The sequence below is a fragment of the Gilliamella sp. B2911 genome, from assembly GCF_026536965.1.
In the GTDB taxonomy this organism is placed as follows: domain Bacteria; phylum Pseudomonadota; class Gammaproteobacteria; order Enterobacterales; family Orbaceae; genus Gilliamella; species Gilliamella apicola_E.
The window spans coordinates 60,130-79,454 of the sequence record NZ_JAFNNA010000003.1 but is presented as its reverse complement, the minus strand read 5'-3'; the positions used below and the strand labels follow the sequence as shown (position 1 = coordinate 79,454).

The 19,325-nt window shown below is 35.0% G+C and carries 21 protein-coding genes; 13 read left to right on the top strand and 8 right to left on the bottom strand.

Translation table 11 applies throughout. The features are described 5' to 3' along the window. Positions 1-55: 55 nt before the first annotated feature. Entirely contained in the window at positions 56-1,012 is a 957-nt protein-coding gene (gene treR, locus J3U27_RS04005) for a trehalose operon repressor TreR (protein ID WP_065733630.1), read from the bottom strand. A 197-nt stretch (positions 1,013-1,209) separates the two neighbouring features. Here treR and J3U27_RS04000 point away from each other — a divergent pair, with 197 nt between their 5' ends. Beyond that, positions 1,210-1,740 carry a hypothetical protein gene (locus J3U27_RS04000; protein ID WP_267376878.1) on the top strand — a complete coding sequence of 177 codons (531 nt, stop codon included), beginning with the start codon at positions 1,210-1,212 and terminating at the stop codon, positions 1,738-1,740. A gap of 87 nt (positions 1,741-1,827) precedes the next feature. On the opposite strand, the gene J3U27_RS03995 is transcribed toward J3U27_RS04000, so the two are convergent. After that, positions 1,828-2,163, bottom strand: coding sequence for a winged helix-turn-helix transcriptional regulator (locus J3U27_RS03995; protein ID WP_267376876.1), 336 nt, complete (start codon positions 2,161-2,163; stop codon positions 1,828-1,830). 177 nt (positions 2,164-2,340) lie between these two features. Between J3U27_RS03995 and J3U27_RS03990 the strand changes: the two genes are divergently transcribed. The 3 genes from J3U27_RS03990 (at position 2,341) to J3U27_RS03980 (ending at position 6,101) form a co-directional block, all read left to right on the top strand. Then, complete coding sequence (locus tag J3U27_RS03990) at positions 2,341-2,976, top strand: NAD(P)-dependent oxidoreductase (RefSeq protein WP_065562515.1); 636 nt, start codon at positions 2,341-2,343, stop codon at positions 2,974-2,976. Positions 2,977-3,308: 332 nt separating this feature from the next. Beyond that, a complete protein-coding gene (gene allB / locus J3U27_RS03985; RefSeq protein WP_267330835.1) occupies positions 3,309-4,676 on the top strand; it encodes an allantoinase AllB in 1,368 nt (455 codons plus the stop codon). Between the two features lie 42 nt (positions 4,677-4,718). Beyond that, positions 4,719-6,101, top strand: coding sequence for an NCS1 family transporter (locus tag J3U27_RS03980; protein ID WP_065733626.1), 1,383 nt, complete (start codon positions 4,719-4,721; stop codon positions 6,099-6,101). A gap of 34 nt (positions 6,102-6,135) precedes the next feature. Here the strand turns inward: J3U27_RS03980 and flhA are convergent, their stop codons facing one another. The 5 genes from flhA to flgA all read right to left on the bottom strand — a co-directional run bounded on the left by flhA (position 6,136) and on the right by flgA (position 10,986). Then, entirely contained in the window at positions 6,136-8,217 is a 2,082-nt protein-coding gene (gene flhA, locus J3U27_RS03975) for a flagellar biosynthesis protein FlhA (protein WP_416380534.1), read from the bottom strand. 15 nt (positions 8,218-8,232) lie between these two features. Beyond that, positions 8,233-9,363: a flagellar biosynthesis protein FlhB gene (gene flhB / locus J3U27_RS03970; RefSeq protein ID WP_267376875.1), complete on the bottom strand. Its 1,131-nt coding sequence runs from the start codon at positions 9,361-9,363 to the stop codon at positions 8,233-8,235. Between the two features lie 137 nt (positions 9,364-9,500). Continuing rightward, positions 9,501-9,935 (bottom strand): flagella synthesis protein FlgN, encoded by a 435-nt coding sequence (locus J3U27_RS03965; protein WP_065562519.1) that lies wholly within the window; start codon positions 9,933-9,935, stop codon positions 9,501-9,503. Positions 9,936-9,957: 22 nt separating this feature from the next. Beyond that, positions 9,958-10,245 (bottom strand): flagellar biosynthesis anti-sigma factor FlgM, encoded by a 288-nt coding sequence (gene flgM, locus J3U27_RS03960; protein WP_267339050.1) that lies wholly within the window; start codon positions 10,243-10,245, stop codon positions 9,958-9,960. Positions 10,246-10,323: 78 nt separating this feature from the next. Then, positions 10,324-10,986, bottom strand: coding sequence for a flagellar basal body P-ring formation chaperone FlgA (gene flgA, locus J3U27_RS03955; RefSeq protein ID WP_267376874.1), 663 nt, complete (start codon positions 10,984-10,986; stop codon positions 10,324-10,326). Positions 10,987-11,136: 150 nt separating this feature from the next. Here flgA and flgB point away from each other — a divergent pair, with 150 nt between their 5' ends. The 9 genes from flgB to flgJ are packed head-to-tail and all read left to right on the top strand — an operon-like array spanning position 11,137 to position 18,288. Further along, a complete protein-coding gene (flgB, locus tag J3U27_RS03950) occupies positions 11,137-11,547 on the top strand; it encodes a flagellar basal body rod protein FlgB (protein ID WP_267376872.1) in 411 nt (136 codons plus the stop codon). Between the two features lie 2 nt (positions 11,548-11,549). Beyond that, positions 11,550-11,957, top strand: coding sequence for a flagellar basal body rod protein FlgC (flgC, locus tag J3U27_RS03945; RefSeq protein WP_141673923.1), 408 nt, complete (start codon positions 11,550-11,552; stop codon positions 11,955-11,957). A 52-nt stretch (positions 11,958-12,009) separates the two neighbouring features. After that, positions 12,010-12,690, top strand: coding sequence for a flagellar hook assembly protein FlgD (gene flgD / locus J3U27_RS03940; RefSeq protein ID WP_370632648.1), 681 nt, complete (start codon positions 12,010-12,012; stop codon positions 12,688-12,690). Between the two features lie 16 nt (positions 12,691-12,706). Then, positions 12,707-13,918, top strand: a complete 1,212-nt coding sequence (gene flgE, locus J3U27_RS03935) for a flagellar hook protein FlgE (protein WP_267376870.1) — start codon at positions 12,707-12,709, stop codon at positions 13,916-13,918. Between the two features lie 14 nt (positions 13,919-13,932). Further along, complete coding sequence (locus tag J3U27_RS03930; protein WP_267330840.1) at positions 13,933-14,682, top strand: flagellar basal body rod protein FlgF; 750 nt, start codon at positions 13,933-13,935, stop codon at positions 14,680-14,682. A gap of 18 nt (positions 14,683-14,700) precedes the next feature. Next, positions 14,701-15,483, top strand: a complete 783-nt coding sequence (gene flgG, locus J3U27_RS03925) for a flagellar basal-body rod protein FlgG (protein WP_065562527.1) — start codon at positions 14,701-14,703, stop codon at positions 15,481-15,483. A 10-nt stretch (positions 15,484-15,493) separates the two neighbouring features. Further along, positions 15,494-16,171: a flagellar basal body L-ring protein FlgH gene (locus tag J3U27_RS03920; RefSeq protein WP_081299484.1), complete on the top strand. Its 678-nt coding sequence runs from the start codon at positions 15,494-15,496 to the stop codon at positions 16,169-16,171. Positions 16,172-16,182: 11 nt separating this feature from the next. Continuing rightward, positions 16,183-17,286, top strand: a complete 1,104-nt coding sequence (locus tag J3U27_RS03915; protein ID WP_267342392.1) for a flagellar basal body P-ring protein FlgI — start codon at positions 16,183-16,185, stop codon at positions 17,284-17,286. A 12-nt stretch (positions 17,287-17,298) separates the two neighbouring features. Continuing rightward, on the top strand, positions 17,299-18,288 hold the full coding sequence (gene flgJ / locus J3U27_RS03910; RefSeq protein ID WP_267342393.1) for a flagellar assembly peptidoglycan hydrolase FlgJ: 990 nt from the start codon (positions 17,299-17,301) through the stop codon (positions 18,286-18,288). A gap of 94 nt (positions 18,289-18,382) precedes the next feature. Here flgJ and flgL read toward each other — a convergent pair whose 3' ends face one another. Further along, the gene (gene flgL / locus J3U27_RS03905; protein ID WP_065733617.1) at positions 18,383-19,321 is read right to left on the bottom strand and encodes a flagellar hook-associated protein FlgL; all 939 of its coding nucleotides are present in this window, start codon (positions 19,319-19,321) and stop codon (positions 18,383-18,385) included. Positions 19,322-19,325: the final 4 nt, after the last annotated feature.

The following is a 19,325-nucleotide window of genomic DNA, read 5'->3' as shown; positions in this document are numbered from 1 at the left end:
GTTCCCTTTTTGTGATAAACCTCACAATTTTAGGCAATATATCACTCAAAAATAGTTAAATGAGTATTTGGGAAGGAACCGTAATAATTTTAGGTTTTGCTCCACTTTGTAGTATTTGCAATAACTCGTTTGCAGCATAAGTACCCGCTTTATCAAAACCAAGATCGACAGTAATCGTTTTGGTAAACAAGAATTTAAGCAGCTCACTACTACCAATGCTAATAACAACAATATTATTGATATTTTTTTCAGATAAGAACTTATTTAGACCTAAAGCAATTGAATCGGTAGCACAAATGATTGCTGTTGGTGAATCAACCAATACCGACTCGGCAAGTTCATAACCAGAATAATAGCTTAATTTGCCAAGCACCGCATTTGGCTTAAGTTTATGAGTATGACAAAAATTAGTATACGCTTGGTAGCGTAATTCGCCAGTAGTCTGATCTTGTTTAGTAATACCAATATAGCCAATTTTTTTATGCTTTTGATATAAATAGGTTAATGCTTTGTTTACCGCCCCTACATCATCATAACAAATGCAAGTATAATCAGAAAAAGGCCTAGCAATAACCACACATTTATCTTGCCAAAATGTCAGTCGAGAGCTATTCAATCCTGTAAAAGCAAAAATCACTACACCGTCAGCTTGCTTTTCTTTTAACATTGTCAGGTGTTCTTCGACTTTTTGCGGGCTAAATTGGCTCTCAATGATAATCGGATCATACCCATTTGCATAAAAAACAGGCAACATGTTTCGAACTGCATGATTTTCGGATATGGAATCAAGGCGAGTAACAATTATACCAATCACTTTATTACCATAACCACGCATTGCTCTAGCTGATTTGGATGGGGTAAATTGATATTGTTCAACAATTGCCATCACTTTGTTACGTGTCGATTCCTTCACCATTGGGTCGTGATTAATAACTCGCGAAACAGTGGATTTACTCACCCCGCTCAATTTGGCAATATCTTTAATGGTTAAATTCGGTGATGGCTTATTCATAATCAATTTTTAGAATGAAAATCAATTAAATCATAGTAATATAGTTTTAACAAAATGGCGATAGGTTGGCTAATAAGTTAATATCAAAATTATTAACTATTGCTTATTCTTCATTTATAATTGGATTGAGATTTTATAGAGAAACAAAACTTAACTGAATCAACAAAGCATTAATAACCTCATATAGACAATGAATTATGAAAAAATCATATTTACTTTTAGGTTACACGCTATTTTTTTTGAGTTTATCTGGATATGCGTCTAGTGATGACACAAAGACTATAACAGAACAATTTAGATCCGCATTATTATGTCAGTCAAAACCTTTTGCCATAGAAGATAAAAAGATCATTGCTGAACTTGCAAAACAAAAAATTACTTTAAAAAAACAAGATAGTATAAATGAAATCGAATACTATTTTGAGCAACCTATTAAAGTTAAGAATGTATGGGTTAATATGATTCGTTATGAAAGCGATAATTTTGTCACATCTTTTTATGCCAAAGCCAAAGGTGATATGTACAAGTTCGCTAAATTGATTGAGGTTAACCCTATATTACGCAGCTGTGAAGAACCTATTCCTTTAAATGATACAGACATATTCCGAAAGGAAATTACCCCTATTACCGACAACAATCTCTACCCAGATACAATCGTTATTGGTCAGGATAAAGATTCAAAGCCGGATGAATTCTATTTCATTTGTTCTAAATTTGAGGCTAATTAGCCATAATTTTTTGCTTAATGAAAATCATGCTATTAGTTTACTAACATTACTTATGTATAAATAGAAAAATTATTTTATAAATGAAACCTATTTATTATCACTTTGTTTTGATTTATAAGCACTTCCCCACGCTAACATAGCATCATGTACTTGTTTTAAACTTTGACCGACATCGGTCAATGTGTATTCCACTTTAGGTGGTACTTGGGCATAGACTTTGCGGCTGATTAAGCCGTTTTTTTCCATTGTTCTTAGATGTTGGGTTAAGACTTTTTGAGATATACCGTTTAGTGATTTTTTTAATTCTCCAAAGCGTTTTGTACCTGTTAATAAATCACGAACGATTAAGACTTTCCATTTATCACCCATTAACATAAGGGTAATTTCGACAGGGCAAGGAGGTAAAATTACGTTGAGTGACATTAGTTAAAAATCCTTTAAATTCAATAATAGTATCATTTCAGTAACTATATTACTGCTTGGTACCTACTTTACAATAGATACTTAGAATATTAACCTAAAAATATCAAATTGTTAAAAGATTTTTCCAATTTAAAACCTGAATCAAACAATACTTATAAATTAATAAAGGAGTAAAAAATGAAAATTGCGGTTATTGGTGCTAGTGGTAAGTCAGGTAGTCTGATCGTTAAAGAAGCAATTGCGCGTGGACATGATGTAACGGCGATTGTTCGTAATCCCAACGCTCATGTTGACCCTAAGGCAAAAATTCTAGTTAAAGATCTGTTTGATCTAACTTATGAAGATTTGAAACCTTTTGATGTCATTATTGATGCTTTTGCAGCATGGACACCAGAAACCCTTCCACAACATCAAACTAGCTTAAAACACTTAACTGATATTTTAAGCGGTAAACCTAATCGTTTATTAGTTGTTGGCGGTGCAGGTAGTTTATATGTCAATCCTGAGCATACTATTCGTTTAGTTGACTCTCCGGATTTCCCAGATGAATTTAAACCATTAGCCAATAACATGGCAAAAGCTTTAGATCAATTAAGAACTTGTAATGATGTAAATTGGACCTATCTAAGCCCAGCAATTGAGTTTATTGCTGATGGTCCAAGAACTGGTCATTATATTGTTGGTGGCGAGCAAATTTTGGTTAATAGCCAAGGGAAAAGTCAAATCAGCTATGCTGACTATGCAATCGCGATGATTGATGAAGCGGAGAATGCAAAACACATTAAACAACGTTTTACTGTGGCTACTAAATAATATTTAGAAGGCCTTACATTAGTAGCGATAACCAAAAGGTTGACTTTAATGTAAGGCACATAATCTAATCATTCCAATGTTTTATTCGATTTTCCTTTCTAATCACCCAAAATGGTGCAAAAAAATTAACCAAACTGATTTAAATGGATCATTTTAGTGCAACTACACTTAAAGAAAACCAAATCATGTCAGTTATGACTTACTTTTTGATTTTGTGGCACGTTTATTGCATAAATATAAAGATTATTATGAAAATTTGATAAAACAAATAATACTGATAATATGAATTAGTATATGTCTAATTTGTAATCAATTCAGTTGGGAAAATTATTATGCAGTACGATCTCATTATTAAAAATGGTCTTGTCATTCTCGAATCTGGCGAAATTTATACCGATATTGCAATAAAAAATGGCAAAATTGCAGCAATTGGCCCTAATTTAGTGCAAGCCGATGAAATTATTGATGCTAATGGCTTGATTGTTAGTCCCGGAATGGTTGATATTCATGTTCATATTAGTGAACCTGGTGGTGTTCGTCATGAGTGGGAAGGCTATATCACAGGAACAAAAGCATGTGCAAAAGGTGGCGTAACAACCTTTGTTGAAATGCCTCTTAACCAACTCCCTGCCACTACTAGTGGCGAAACTCTTCGTACCAAATATGCTGCTGGTGAGGGAAAACTTTATGTCGATGTAGCTTCTTATGGTGGATTAGTTCCTTATAACCTGACCAATAATGGTATTGCAGAACAAGTCGAAGAAGGTGTCGCGGCATTTAAATGTTTTATGGCAACCTGTGGTGATCCAAACCTTGACGGTGATTTTGCCAATGTAAATGATTACGCATTATGGGAAGGAATGCGCCAAATTGCTAAAACCGGTAAAGTGCTAGCTATCCATGCAGAAAATGCTGCAATTACTGATATTTTAGGACAACAAGCTAAAGCACGAGGCGAAAGTAAATTATCACAATATGTAGCAACCCGTCCGGCATTTACTGAGGTTGAAGCAATTCGTCGAGCAATCTTTTTCGCTAAACAAACTGGGTGCCCAATTCATATATGCCATGTCGCTTGTCCAGAAGGAGTTGAAGAGGTTATCAAAGCTCGTCAAGAAGGCATTAATGTGACGTGCGAAACCTGTATCCATTACCTCTATTTTACTACAGACCAATTGGATGCTATTGGACCAATTGCAAAATGTTCACCTCCAATCCGTGATCAGCAAGCTCAAGAAGGATTATGGAAATATCTATTTGCTGGCCACATCATCACTGCGGTGTCTGACCATTCACCATGTACTTACGATTTAAAAGACAAAGCCAATGCCTTTGATGCTTGGGGCGGAATTTCTGGTGTTCAAAATAATGTAGATATTATGTTTGATGAAGCCGTACAAAAACGGGGTATGTCATTAAAACAATTTGCCGATATCATCGCTAAAAACCCTGCTGAAAGATACAACTTACCAACTAAAGGCTCAATTCAAGTAGGTAAAGATGCTGACATCATCTTTATTAAACCTCATTCTAGCTATGTATTAAAAGAACAAGATCTCGAATATCGTAATAAATTTAGTCCTTATGTAGGACGACAAATTGGTGCACAAGTTGTTCAAACATTATTACGAGGCAAAACTATTTATCAAATTAATGCCGGTATTAATTCAACACCAAGAGGTGAATTTATTCGGCGTTAATAATGGAATTGAAACGACAGAAATAAGTAGGGAAGGAAAGTCATGAAGAATAATACAGCACAATCACCAAATACATCGATGCAGATTGATAGTTCTTTATTACCCAAATCTAGCAAAGATCGAACTATGAATCCTTTAGCCTATTCTTTTATGTGGATTGGCGATGGCATGAATTTGGGTAATATGACCTTAGGTGCAAGCTTAGTTGTAGCTGGTGTTGCCACCATGAATATTTTCCAAACTTTTGCCGCAACATTAATTGCAATATTGATTATCACGACAATTTTTGTTTTTAATGATCGCTTAGGATATCGCACAGGTATTCCTTATGTGGTACAACTTCGCATGTCATTTGGTATAAAAGGCGCTATTATTTCTTCATTACTCCGCGGTATTCCTGCTATTGTTTGGTATGGATTTCAAAGTTGGATAGGTGCAACTGCGCTCAATGAAATTATTAGAATATTATCTAATGGTGATTTTAATAATATATTTATCTGTTTTCTTATTTTACAATTTTTCCAAATCGCTTTGTCGCTTTATGGATTCCATGCAATAAAATGGGTAGAAACGTTAATTTCAATTGTTATTCTTTGTGCGTTAATTTATGTATTTATTATATTACTCAATAATCATCAAGAAATTATTATAGACAAATGGGTAAATACCGAAGGAACTTGGGGATTACCATTCTGCGGCTTCATTATGATGTTCTTAGGTAATTACGCTGCAATTTTTCTTAGTGCAGCTGATTACTCACGAGAACTAAAAGCAGGTTTTAGCGATAAAAAAAGGGGGCTCCTCTATTTTCTACCAATTTTTGTTGCTTACGGTTTTATTATTACTATTGGTGTGATGTTAGCTTCAGTCACAGGTAACTCTAATCCAGTTAAAGCATTTGCGATTGTAGTAAATAATCCATATATCACCATCGTGGTATCATCCTTTATTGTATTAGGCACCATTGCTGTAAATATCGTTGCTAATATCATCCCACCAGCTTACGTAATTACGTTATTAACAAAAGCTAAATATAAAGTAGCAGTAACCATTACAGGATTATTAGCTATCGCTTCTTTTCCTTGGGTTCTTGTTCAGGATACCTCAGCAAAAGGATTAGGTTTGTTTATTCTAATTTACTCCGCATTTTTGGGACCAATTGTGGCAATTTTGTTGGTGGAATACTATCTGTTACGTCGCCAAAAAATTGATGTAAATACACTATATGATAACAACGGTCAATTTGCTGGATTTAACCCCGCTGCTATTCTAGCGATGCTTATTGGATCAGCAGCTGCATTTTATGAAGTGAGCTTAACATGGATTGTCGGCTTTGTTGTTGGTGGTATAAGTTATATATTGCTCACCAAATTCTCATTTAAAAACTCACCTTTCAAAAAAGGGACAATATTTGAAAAAAAATAGATTAAATGACGATCAATATTGTGCAGTAAATTTATCATAATTCACTGCCAATTTGATATGTCACTTGGATCTTTCGGTTATCAGGTATTTCTAAATTAGATAACACCGCTAATTGAGGAAAATTAGGTCTTAAAAACTGGGAGAGCATCGCTCTTAATGTGTGATTAACCAATAAAACAGGCGGCGCTCCCATTGCATCTTGCTGATTTAATGCTTGTTTGAGTTGTTGAAGAATATGTTCTGCTAGTCCCGGTTCAACATTACTAGTATTTTGCAAAGCTTGCAGTAATATTCTTTCTAAATCAATATTTAATCCAATTACTCTTATCGGTTCCGTCCCAGGAAACCATTGTTGGGTAATCACACGCCCTAGCGCTATTCTAACAATACTGAGTAAATGATAGGCATCATTTTGATTTGGTGCCTGCTCACAAATCGTCTCAATAATTGTGCGCATATCACGAATCGATACTTTTTCAGCAAGCAAGTTTTGTAGAATTTTATGAAAAGTAGTTAAAGGCACTACGTCAGGAATAAAATCTTCGACTAATTTAGGAATATCCTGCTTTATTCGATCCAATAATTCTTGTGTCTCTAATCGTCCCAATAAATCACTGGCAAATTGATGTAACAAATGATTGAAATGGGTGGCAATCATGGTACTAGTATCAACAACAGTGTAACCCAATATTTGTGCATTTTCTTTGTCATTTTCATCTATCCAAACAGCAGGTAAACCAAAAGCCGGCTCAATAGTTTCAATGCCTTCGATAGTTTCGGTTACTGTGCCGGGGTTGATCGCTAACCATTTATTATTCATTATTTCGCCTTGACCAATTTCACCACCTTTTATAAAAATTTTATATTGATAAGGTGATAACGAGAGATTATCCCGAATATGAACTTGAGGCGGTAAAAAGCCTAATGTTTGCGCAAACTTTTTACGCAAGCTACGAATTCGACCAAGTAATTCACCATTTTGGTTTTGATCAACCATAGGAATGAGCCCGTATCCAACTTCCATCGCTAAGATATCTTCAATATTGACATCAGACCATGAAGCGTCAACATTTGTTGGCGCTGCAACACTTTTTGGTGGAGTAGCAACTGTTTTCTCAACTCTCTTTTGTTTGGTTAACCACCAAGAAATTACTGATAATACCGCAGTAAACATTAAAAATACTAAATTTGGCATCCCTGGAATAAGTCCAAGCAAACCAATAACAACCGCAGTTAATATTAATACTTGAGGATTATTAAATAACTGTTTGAGCATTTGATCGCTAATGTTTTCTTGTGAGGTAACCCGAGTCACAATTACACCCGCAGCGGTAGAAATAATCAGTGAAGGGATTTGTGCAACTAGACCATCACCAATAGTCAATAATACATAGGTTTTACTTGCATCTGAAAATGTCATACCATGCTGCATTACCCCAACTAATAATCCACCAACAATGGTTATGGCCATAATTAGTAATCCAGCGATGGCGTCACCACGTACAAATTTACTCGCACCATCCATTGAGCCATAAAAATCGGCTTCCTGTGTAACTTCCGCGCGCCGTGCTTTGGCTTCATCTTCACCAATTAATCCAGCATTGAGATCAGCATCAATTGCCATTTGCTTACCCGGCATACCATCCAATGCGAAGCGAGCACCAACTTCAGCTATCCTACCAGCACCTTTAGTGATTACCATGAAGTTGATAATCACTAAAATAATAAAGACAACAATACCAATAGCGAAATTACCGCCCACTAAAAAATGTCCAAAAGCCTCAATAACTCTACCTGCTGCATCACTACCAGTATGACCTTTTAACAGTACAACCCGAGTTGAAGCAACATTTAGCGATAGTCGTAATAACGTTGCAAAAAGCAGAACGGTAGGAAACGCTGCAAAATCTAAAACCCGCTTAGTAAACAACGCAACAATCAAAATAATAATTGATAATGCAATATTAAAAGTAAAAAACAGATCCAATATAAATGCAGGTAAAGGTAATACCATCATTGAAAGAATCAATAAAATAAGCATTGGTCCTGTTAAAATTCGATAATGACCACTTTTTGATAGATTTACTGATAATAAATTGGCTAATTTTGATTTCATCATAGAGATTTACTTTTACTCATTCACGGATAAAGATTCAGGGATCGGTATATTCGTTGGTTTTTGAGGCTTATCACCACCATGTTTATGCCAACGTTTTAATTGATAAACCCAGGCTAAAATTTGCGCAACGGCAGCATAGAGTTCGGCTGGAATGGTTTGTCCTATTTCACCATAGCGATATAAAGCCCGAGCGAGAGGAGGAGCCTCTAATTGTGGAATGCGGTGCTCTTGGGCAATTTCTTTAATTTTGATAGCGATATTGTCGGTACCTTTAGCTATCAGTTTAGGGGCAGACATAGTTTTATCATCATATTGTAGTGCAACCGCATAATGAGTTGGGTTAGTGATAATAACATTGGCTTTTGGTACATCTTTCATCATTCGACGTCTTGCTATTGCTTGTTGCATCTGGCGAATGCGGCCTTTAATTTGTGGATTACCTTCTTGCTCCTTGAACTCGTCTTTAATCTCTTGTTTAGACATTCTTAATTTTTTTAAATTACTCCAGATTTGATAAAAAATATCAAATCCAACCATAGGAATTAAAGCTAAAATAGTTAATATTCCTGAATAAATAAGCAGCTGCATAACGTTAGATAATGCACTATTTAAATACATATTTGGCAGCGAAAGCATATTTGGAAATTGATTGATTAGAAACAATGTCACGGCAAAACCGATTAAAACAACTTTAAGCAGGCTTTTAAATAACTCTGAAAAAATTCGAATACTAAAAATTCTTTTAAATCCGCTAATCGGATTCAATTTACCAAAATTGGGGTTAATTGATTGCAAACTAAAAAGTAAACCACCAACTCCCATAGGTGCAATGATGGCAATAATGACTAATCCGAAAAAAATAGGTAAAATCGACCAAAATCCAGCGGTTAATAAATTAATTAAATTGAAAATAATTTGTTTATCATCATCTGTTCGGTATGCAACCAACATAGCGCGTTGAATAATTGTTTTTAAATTAGCAACAAAATGACTGCCCATCATCCAAAATAATAGGATACTAACCAACAAAATAATTAACGATGTTAACTCGCGAGATCGTGGGATTTGTCCCTTTTCCTTGGCTTTTTTTAATTTGCTATCGGTGGGTTGTTCGCTTTTATCTAGATCACTATCATCAGCCATATCTTAATTAAATCAATTTTATTGCCTAATTACCGTTTACAGCACAGTATGAACGCAACTTGAGAAAGTTATTGGCTTAATAAGACCCTAATTTAATAGTTATTTATCTCGTTTACCGTGAAACAACTTCAAAATGATTAAACTTTAGCGCGTTTAGATGAAATAGTTTCTGGTTGTTGATAACCATTATGGGTATAAACAGCAGGATTATTCATGCTTTTTAAATAGTCTATTGAATGTTGCGTTACGTTCATTCGGTTTTGAATAAGCACTCCGTTTTCCCGATTGATTTGAGCTAATCGCTGAGTCATTTTTGTGATAGCTTGCCATTTTAATGCTAACTCTTGTTTTTCACTATAAGGTGATTGAATATTGCATTGCTGACTAACTTTTAGTCTTTTTTCATCAAGTAATTTTAACTCAATAAGTAATTGGCTTTTTTGGTTTATAATTTCACTCAATTGATTTACTGAATTATTTTTAAATAATATTTGTTGTTCAGCTTCTAAAATATCTGACAGGGCTTGTAACATAACTGTTACATTATTAAAAATGTTATCTAATTCTAACATGACGACATTCCTTCAAAATCAATTAGATTTCAATATTTTCGAAAGTTTGCTTAATAATTTCATCGGCAATTTTATTTGGATTGATCACTAATTTACCTTCAGTAATGGCCTGTTTTATCTTTTCAATTTTACTAGTATCGATATCATTTTCAGTTGAATGCAACAATGCTATAGTATTTTGGCTTAACTTAACATTCAACGTTAAGTTATTTGAGTTTTGCACAGATGCATTAGTTTTTTTATTTTGCTCATTTATACGATTAAGTACCCCTGATACGGCGGTAACCATTTTTGTTGCATCTATACTCATAAAATTCCTTCAATTAACGTTGAGGTTTATAGGGGAGGTTTAATCTAATTATCGGCAAAAATCAGAAAATCATTAATTTTATTTGTTTAAAATTATTATACCTTTTTCTGTAACAACACCCTGAACAATATTACCTGTATTAAGTTTGATATTTATTAATTCACCCAAGGCACCATTGCTTAGTGTTTTGCCATTAGCAGCAATTGAATACCCCTCACCATTAACAATTACTTTTACTGTTTGACCTGCTTTAACATGCCAATTTTTCTGTAACATTGAATTTTTAATAGGCTCACCATTATTAATATTTCTTAAAGCAATATGATTGATAACCTCTGATTTATTCAAAATTACAGCAGGTGGTAATTTATCTAACCGCCCAGATTGCATTTTCACTTGCTGCTCTGTCATTAATGTTCCTGCACTTATCGGCTGATTCGCCATAACATAACTCCCAGTAACAGCAACATAAACTTGAATATATTTAGTGATATTTTCACATTTAGCAGTGATGGTTAAATTACCCCACTGCTTATTTTTATTTAAAATCGCAAATGTTGGTGAATCACAATTTAACTGAGGTTTCGAAGTGAGGTAATCAATAGCAATATTATCAATATTAGCTTCGCTAATTTGTTGATAGATTAGATCACTAATCTGTTTTTCCATTGAGTTAGCCAAAGCTATTTTTGAGCTACACAACACACCTAAAAGACTTAGATATTTTATAAACTGAGACATATTTGTTCACAACATTATTGGTAACTAAATTTTACTTTATCAGCTTATTTATTGAATGTTGAAATAAGGGCAATTTTTATCGTTATTTATACGATGATTTTTTTTTGATTTGCTTAAAATTCTCTACATAAAAAAAGATGAGATGATTTTATGCTAAATAAATTAGATACTTTTGTTAACTTTCATCAACAAGCATTAAGTGTTCGTGAAAAACGACAAAATATACTTGCGACCAATATTGCCAATAGTGATACGACTAATTATCAAGCTAGAGATATTGATTTTAATATTGAATTAAAAAAAGCTATCAATAATCAACATACGCTTAATAATATAAAGCTTAATATAACATCAGAAAAGCATATCCAAACCAACACTATCCGCTCAGATGATTATCAACTTCTGTATCGCATTCCTTATCAATCATCTGCTGATGGTAATACTGTTGAAATGGATCAAGAAAGAACAGCTTTTATGGATAACAGTATCCATTATCAAAGTAATTTAACATTTTTAGGTGAACAATTTAAAAATGTAGTATCCGTATTACAGCAAGGATAACCATTATGAGCTTCTCTATTTTTTCTATCTCTGGTTCTGCATTAATGGCACAAACTCAACGAATGAATGTTAGTGCGAGTAATTTAGCAAATGCTGATAGTGTTACAAGTACTTCAGGTCAAGCTTATCGAGCTAAACAAGTTATTTTCCAAGTCGATGATAACAATTATCCCAATAGCATAGCTGGAGTAAAAGTATCTGAGGTCATCGAAGACCCATCACCAATGAATTTAGTCTATGACCCTAAGCATCCTTTAGCTGATGAGAAAGGTTACATTCAAAAACCTAATGTAGATGTAGTGGCAGAGATGGTCAATACCATTTCAGCATCTCGTAGCTACCAAGCAAATGTGGAAGTCATTAATACCGTAAAAAGCTTAATGCTTAAAACACTTACCTTAGGGCAATAAAGGGGCTTAATTCATGGGTATTTCGAATGTACCAGTTTCAGAATCGTCAAATATGGCTAGTCCACAAGCAGTGAGGAAAGGTTCATCTGATGGTAATTCTAGTCAGGAATTACAAGATAACTTTTTAACATTACTTATTGCCCAAATGAAGAATCAAGATCCAACTAATCCAATGGATAATAGTCAGTTAACCTCGCAATTGGCGCAAATTAATACATTAGCAGGTATTGAACGACTTAATACAACGTTAGGTATGGTTTCAGGCCAGATTGACGATAGTTTATCAGTCAACGCGAGCAATATGATTGGTAAAGGCGTTATGGTTCCTGGTAATAAAATATTAGTCGCAACTTCAGAAATAGATGGTTCAAAAAGTGATAAAGAGACCATTACTACGCCGTTTGGTTTTGAACTTATGCGTGATGCTGATTCGGTTGTTATCACCATAAAAGATGAAAATGGTAATGTTGTACGAGAAGTCGATCTTGGATCCATCCCTGCTGGTGTCAGCTCTTTTACTTGGGATGGAGAACTTAACGATGGAACTTTAGCTCCAGATGGTAGCTACACGTTTTCAGTTAATGCTACTTACGAGGGGCAAAAAGTCACATCAACACCATTAGCTTACTCTGTTGTTTACGGAGTAATTAATAGCAAAGTTAATAATAAAGTATTACTTGATTTAGGGATACTTGGTTCAATTAGTATTGACGAAGTGCGTCAAATTCTTTAAAGGGGAATAAGTTTATATGGGATTTTCTCAAGCAATCAGTGGTATGAATGCCGCTTCTAAACAATTAGATGTTATTGGTAATAATATTGCCAATTCTGCAACAGTTGGCTTTAAAAGTGCTAGTATTTCATTTGCTGATATCTATGCCGGTTCAAAAGTAGGGATGGGTGTTAAAGTTGCTGCTGTTATGCAAAATTTTAATGACGGCACAACAACTTCAACCAACAACAGTTTAGATATAGCGATTTCAGGTAATGGATTTTTCAGATTAGTTGATAGTAGTGGACAAATCTACTATACCCGTAATGGTCAGTTTCAATTAGATGCTGAACGTAATATCGTATCTGCTGACGGTTTCAATTTGACTGGTTATCTTGCGACAGGTACTCCACCACAAATTCAACAAGGTTCAGCACCGGGTCCATTAAAAATTTCACAAGAAATGTTAAATGCATCAGCAACCAATAAAGCTGCTTTGCAAACAAATCTAAATTCAAATAGTAAAGTTCCTGAAAAACAACCCATTAATGCAACAGATGCTGACACATTCAATTATTCAACCACTATCACCACTTATGATTCATTAGGTAATCAACGTAATGTTCAGCTTTTTTATGTAAAAACAGCAGATAATCAATGGGATGTTCATTACCTTGATAGTAGCGATCCTAATGCAACTCTACAAGCATTAGGAAAAATGGAATTTGATTCATCAGGCAAATTAATCAGTGATCCAGAAATGACTATCAATATTAATGGCATAAATGGATCAGAAGATAATAGCTTTACATTGTCACTTGCAAACAGTACTCAACAAAATATGGGTAAAGAAGTCGGTAGCATAAAAACCCCTATCGTTGATGGCTACGCAGCAGGTGATTTAGTTGGCTATAGTATTAACAATGATGGCACTATTTATGGTGTTTATTCTAACCAACAAACCATGTTATTAGGTCAAATTGCCATGGCTGATTTTGCCAATGTTAATGGATTAGAGTCAGCAGGGAATAATAACTGGCGTTCAACACTAAATTCTGGTGGTGAAGTATTAGGCTCAGCCAATACTGGTACTTTTGGATCATTAGCCAGTGGTGCCGTTGAATCATCCAATGTTGATATGAGCCAAGAATTAGTTAATATGATTGTTGCCCAACGTAATTATCAATCTAATTCTCAAACCATTAAAACGCAAGATCAAATTCTTAATACATTAGTTAATTTAAGATAATTTAAGGAATATGTATGGATCGCGTTATTTATACTGCCATGTCTGGCGCTAGCCAAACATTAAATCAACAATCCATAACCAGTCATAACTTAGCTAATGTATCAACAGCAGGCTTTCGTGCTCAATTAACGGCAATGAAAGCCGTTCCTATTGTGGGTAATAGTATGCCAACAAGGACCATGGTTGCAGCAACCACGCCAACCTATGATTCAACAATGGGTGCATTTAATTATACTGGGCGAGATTTAGACGTTGCTTTATCAGAAGATGATTGGCTAGCTGTACAATTAGCTGATGGTAGTGAAGCATATACCCGTAATGGTGCCATTCAAATTGATGAAAATGGCACACTTAATATCCAAGGTCATCCATTACTTGGTGATAATGGCGTATTAACAGTTCCTCAGCGTTCACAGGTTAGTATTAGTGCCGACGGAACTTTATCAGCGTTAGGTGCAGGTGATAAACGCACAACCATTGCTCAAGTTGGAAAAATAAAGAAAGTTCACCTTGAACCTAATGAGTTGGTACGTGGCGATGACGGTTTTTTTCATGCAACACCTGTTAACAATCGTGGTGCAGTATTACAAGATAATCCTAACGCAAAACTGATGTCTGGAGTATTAGAAGGCAGTAATGTTAATCCTGTTACTGCAATGGTGAATTTGATTAGCCATTCTCGTCAATTTGAAATGCAGATGAAGCAAATTACAACTGCCGATGAAAATGCACAAAGAGCCAATCAAATATTATCGTTAACATAATTAAAATAGGAAAAAGCAATGATTAAATCATTATGGATTGCAAAAACTGGGCTAACTGCACAACAAATGAATATGGATATAATTTCCAATAATTTAGCCAACGTTAGTACTGGTGGTTTTAAACGCCAACGTGCTGTTTTTGAAGATCTGTTATATCAAACTATTCGCCAACCTGGCGCTCAATCATCTGAACAAACAACACTACCCTCTGGATTACAAATTGGTACCGGTGTTAGGCCTGTAGCTACCGAACGAATTCATAGCCAAGGAAATTTAGAATTAACTGATAATAGCAGTGATATCGCTATTAATGGACAAGGTTTTTTCCAAGTTCTGATGCCTGATGGAACGCTAGCTTATACTCGAAGTGGTGCTTTTCAAGTTAACCAAAATGGTCAATTAGTTACCGCTGCTGGTTACGAAATTCAACCAACCATCAACATTCCATCAAATGCGATAAAAATGACCGTGGCACGGGATGGTATTGTTAGTGTGACTTTAGCCAATCAATCAACTCAAGTGCAAGTTGGCCAATTAACATTACATACTTTTATTAATGACACTGGATTAGAAAGTGTTGGTGAAAATCTCTATTTAGAAACCGAAAGCTCTGGTGCTCCAACTGAAAATACACCGGGATTAAATGGTGCTGGATTGCTGTATCAAGGTTATATCGAAACCTCTAACGTAAATGTTGCAGAAGAGTTAGTTAACATGATTCAAGTACAACGTGCTTACGAAATTAACAGTAAAGCAATATCAGCGTCTGACCAAATGTTGCAACGTTTAAATCAGTTATAAAACTATGATAATGAGATATCTTTATATTTTAGTAATGATGTTATTAGTCGGTTGTAGCCAATTACCTAAAAAGGCATTAGTTGAAGGGCAAACCAGTATTGTTCCTCAAATGCCAGAAATTGTTAATTCAAGCGGCTCAATATATCAAGCATCACAACCAAGTAGTTTTGGCTATCAACCAATGTTTGAAGATCGTAGACCTCGCAATATTGGTGATGTATTAACTATTGTATTACAAGAAAATGTGAGTGCGAGTAAAAGTTCATCTATTAATGCTGGTCGTAATGGTGGGGTAAATTTAGGTGTAAAAACTGTTCCTCACTTTTTAGATGGATTAGTTGGTCGAGGCAAAGTAGATACTGATATCTCAGGCAGTAACGATTTTAAAGGTTCTGGTGGCGCTAATGCAAAAAATACATTTAGTGGAACCATCACCGTCACCGTTCAAGATGTCATGATTAATGGCAATTTAAAAGTAATTGGTGAAAAACAAATTGCAATAAATCAGGGAACAGAATTTATTCGATTTTCAGGCGTTGTTAACCCAAGGACAATAAGTGGTAACAATACCGTTATTTCAACTCAAGTTGCCGATGCTCGCATTGAATATGTAGGTAATGGCTACATTGATGAAGCTCAAACTATGGGTTGGTTACAACGCCTGTTTTTTAATCTTTCACCATTTTAATGAATCTGATTATGCTTAATATATTACGAACTTTTATTATTTTAATAATGATAGTGGGCACACCCTATAGTTATGCCGAACGAATAAGGGATTTAGTAACTATTCAAGGCGTGCGTGAAAACGCCTTAGTAGGCTATGGAATTGTTGTTGGGCTAGATGGTACTGGAGACCAAACTTCACAAACACCATTTACCATTCAAAGTATAACCAACATGCTTTCGCAATTAGGTATTACCGTACCATCTGGTAGTAACATGCAATTAAAGAATGTTGCTGCGGTAATGGTTACGGCTAAATTACCATCTTATGCACGAGTTGGGCAACAAATTGATGTTGTTGTCTCTTCATTAGGTAATGCCAAAAGCCTTCGCGGTGGCACATTGATTATGACGCCATTGAAAGGTGCCGACAATCAAGTTTATGCCATTGCTCAAGGTAATCTTTTTGTTGGTGGTATGGGCGCAAGCAGCAAAGGCAGTAGTGTAACAGTTAATCAAATGGCTGGTGCAACTATTCCGAGTGGAGCGACAATTGAGAGGGAATTAACAACCCGCTTAGATGAAAAAAGTACCATTCATTTACACCTTAACCATTTTGACTTTACCATGGCATCAAAAATCGCTGAAGCAATTAACAAGGTACAAAAAAATATCGCAGTTGCTTTAGATGGTATGACGGTTAAATTGAACATGCCACAAGATAGCCAGGCAAGAGTTAAATTATTATCAAAGATTCAAAACCTACAAATTAGTGCTTCACCAATTTCAGCAAAAGTAGTCATTAATACGCGCACTGGCGTGGTGGTGATGAATCAAAAAGTTCAATTAGACAATTGTGCCGTTGCTCATGGTAATTTGTCTGTGGTGGTCAATAACAAATTAAAAGTTAGTCAGCCTAATACTCCGTTAGCCGGAGGACAAACCGTAGTTGTTCCTGATGATGAAGTCAGCATCGAACAAGATGGCGGAGCATTACATAATTTAGCTTCTGGCGCTGATTTAAACCGAGTAATTAGCTCACTTAATTTATTAGGCGCAAATCCAACAGAATTAATGTCGATACTTGAGGCATTAAAAACCGCAGGTTGTTTGCACGCTGCATTAGAAACGATTTAAAGCATAATTATTATGAAAAACCTAGTTAATCAGTCTATTAATCGCTTTGCTTATGATTTTTCGAGCATTGGCCAATTAAGGCGTAACGCTGTTAGTGGATCAAGTGAAAGTGTCAAGCAAGTTGCCGATCAGTTTGAAACACTATTCGTCAATATGATGATGCAATCTATGCGAAAAGCCGTTCCTAATGGTGGATTATTTAATCAATCTGCAATGCAGTTATTTACTTCAATGTTTGATCAGCAAATTGCTCAACAGGCTGCCGGTAAAGGATTAGGTCTTGCCAATATTATTGCCAAACAATTAAATAATCAGCCAAATAGATCTATTACCCCACAATCTCAGGCTAATAATATAGAATTAGCACAATCTTTATTTAGTGATTCAAATTCATCGCCTGCGGCATTAGGTCAAATGCTTTACCAGCAAACGAATAAATTAACGAATACTAACGTCAAACCATTACCGCCAGCAGTTAATGATTTTGATAAAGACCATATCACGCAATTTATAGTCGAGTGGTTTGAACCCGCTAAAAAGGCATCCAAAATGTCAGGTATTCCTTATGAGGTTATCATTGCACAAGCGGCCTTAGAAACAGGTTGGGGTAAAAAGCAGATAAAAACAGCCGACAATCAACCAAGTCATAACTATTTTGGCATAAAAGCGACATCATCATGGAAAGGCAATTCAACTCGGTTAACAACACGAGAATTTTTAAATAACAATATGGTTAAGATTCAAGATGAATTTAGAGTTTATAAAAGTAAACAACATGCATTAACAGATTATCTTGATTTACTTACCAAAAGCCCGCGTTATCGTGCCGTTGTTAACGCACCTGATGCAAGAACCGCAGCCAAAGCACTGCAAGATGCACACTATGCAACCGATCCTAACTATAGCGAAAAGTTAATTCAAATTATTAGTCGAATTGAAGAAATTGCTAGAAATACACCGCAAAAATCAATATCAGGTTTTAGACAAATTGCCTTTAAATAATAACTAAATAAATTAACTAAATTTTAAAGAAGTTAATAAATAGGAGGCATAAGCCTCCTGTTTATTAACGATTTAACTAAGTGATGACAGAAAGTTATTTCATTTGAAATAAGGACATATTTTGCATATTCATAAAAGTATATTGAGCTGCTTGTAAATTCGCCTGTAACATCACATAATCTGCAATGGCTTCATACCAATCAACATCTTCAATTTGGCTAATTTGTGTTTGAAAATCAATGTCCAAGGTTTTACCTAGTGCAGTTAATCGTTCAACTTCCGCCAACACATTACCACCTGCAGCCCTAACTGTTGAGATATTTTCAAACGAATTATCAACGCCTTGACTAGCTTTCGATAAACCTTCTCTGAATTGCGTAATCGCATCAGGGTCATTATCATCCAAATCGATATGCAGTACTTCTAATGCATAATCTATGCTAGCAAAAACATCACTTTCCACAGAACTATTGGCGCCTGACATAAAAATCTGATCACCAGTAAAACTTAATGACACTTCACGCGTATCATCAATGAAAATATTAATCGTTGTAGAACCACCGACATAATTAACTTTACCAGATTCATCCACAACAAAAGGAGGTGTATCATTTTTATTTCCAGCAAAGATATAATTGCCATTAGTGTCTTTAGCATTAGCTAACGAAATTAATTGATCTTTTAGTCCTTGTAATTTATTGGCTAAGTCACGTCTATTTTCATCGTTTAACGTCTCATTACCCGCATAAACTAGTGTCTCTTGAATTGATTGGATAACAGTATTCGCTTCTTTTAGTACTGTATCTTGGCGACTTAACGAGTTATTAACACTTTCACGAGCTGATTGATACTGAGTATTTCTTGATTGAGCCTGTTTTAAAATTAATGCTTGCGATGACCCCATAGGATCATCAGAAGGTGATAAGATTTTTTTACCGGTTGCTAAATGCAATCCTGATTTTTGCCATTTACTGTTGGTATTTAAAATACTCGTTAAATTTTTTTGATACATTGCATTAGTACTAACACGCATATTT

What these genes read in the sequence shown, in the direction of transcription:
- J3U27_RS03920 (WP_081299484.1), top strand. Translation starts at nt 15,494, where the DNA reads ATGAGATATCTTTATATTTTAGTAATGATGTTATTAGTCGGTTGTAGC.
- flgJ (WP_267342393.1), top strand. Translation starts at nt 17,299, where the DNA reads ATGAAAAACCTAGTTAATCAGTCTATTAATCGCTTTGCTTATGATTTT.
- J3U27_RS03980 (WP_065733626.1), top strand. Translation starts at nt 4,719, where the DNA reads ATGAAGAATAATACAGCACAATCACCAAATACATCGATGCAGATTGAT.
- flgL (WP_065733617.1), bottom strand. Translation starts at nt 19,321, where the DNA reads ATGCGTGTTAGTACTAATGCAATGTATCAAAAAAATTTAACGAGTATT.
- J3U27_RS03990 (WP_065562515.1), top strand. Translation starts at nt 2,341, where the DNA reads ATGAAAATTGCGGTTATTGGTGCTAGTGGTAAGTCAGGTAGTCTGATC.
- J3U27_RS04000 (WP_267376878.1), top strand. Translation starts at nt 1,210, where the DNA reads ATGAAAAAATCATATTTACTTTTAGGTTACACGCTATTTTTTTTGAGT.
- treR (WP_065733630.1), bottom strand. Translation starts at nt 1,012, where the DNA reads ATGAATAAGCCATCACCGAATTTAACCATTAAAGATATTGCCAAATTG.
- J3U27_RS03930 (WP_267330840.1), top strand. Translation starts at nt 13,933, where the DNA reads ATGGATCGCGTTATTTATACTGCCATGTCTGGCGCTAGCCAAACATTA.
- J3U27_RS03915 (WP_267342392.1), top strand. Translation starts at nt 16,183, where the DNA reads ATGCTTAATATATTACGAACTTTTATTATTTTAATAATGATAGTGGGC.
- flhB (WP_267376875.1), bottom strand. Translation starts at nt 9,363, where the DNA reads ATGGCTGATGATAGTGATCTAGATAAAAGCGAACAACCCACCGATAGC.
- allB (WP_267330835.1), top strand. Translation starts at nt 3,309, where the DNA reads ATGCAGTACGATCTCATTATTAAAAATGGTCTTGTCATTCTCGAATCT.
- flhA (WP_416380534.1), bottom strand. Translation starts at nt 8,217, where the DNA reads ATGAAATCAAAATTAGCCAATTTATTATCAGTAAATCTATCAAAAAGT.
- flgA (WP_267376874.1), bottom strand. Translation starts at nt 10,986, where the DNA reads ATGTCTCAGTTTATAAAATATCTAAGTCTTTTAGGTGTGTTGTGTAGC.
- J3U27_RS03965 (WP_065562519.1), bottom strand. Translation starts at nt 9,935, where the DNA reads ATGTTAGAATTAGATAACATTTTTAATAATGTAACAGTTATGTTACAA.
- flgE (WP_267376870.1), top strand. Translation starts at nt 12,707, where the DNA reads ATGGGATTTTCTCAAGCAATCAGTGGTATGAATGCCGCTTCTAAACAA.
- flgG (WP_065562527.1), top strand. Translation starts at nt 14,701, where the DNA reads ATGATTAAATCATTATGGATTGCAAAAACTGGGCTAACTGCACAACAA.
- J3U27_RS03995 (WP_267376876.1), bottom strand. Translation starts at nt 2,163, where the DNA reads ATGTCACTCAACGTAATTTTACCTCCTTGCCCTGTCGAAATTACCCTT.
- flgM (WP_267339050.1), bottom strand. Translation starts at nt 10,245, where the DNA reads ATGAGTATAGATGCAACAAAAATGGTTACCGCCGTATCAGGGGTACTT.
- flgD (WP_370632648.1), top strand. Translation starts at nt 12,010, where the DNA reads ATGGCTAGTCCACAAGCAGTGAGGAAAGGTTCATCTGATGGTAATTCT.
- flgB (WP_267376872.1), top strand. Translation starts at nt 11,137, where the DNA reads ATGCTAAATAAATTAGATACTTTTGTTAACTTTCATCAACAAGCATTA.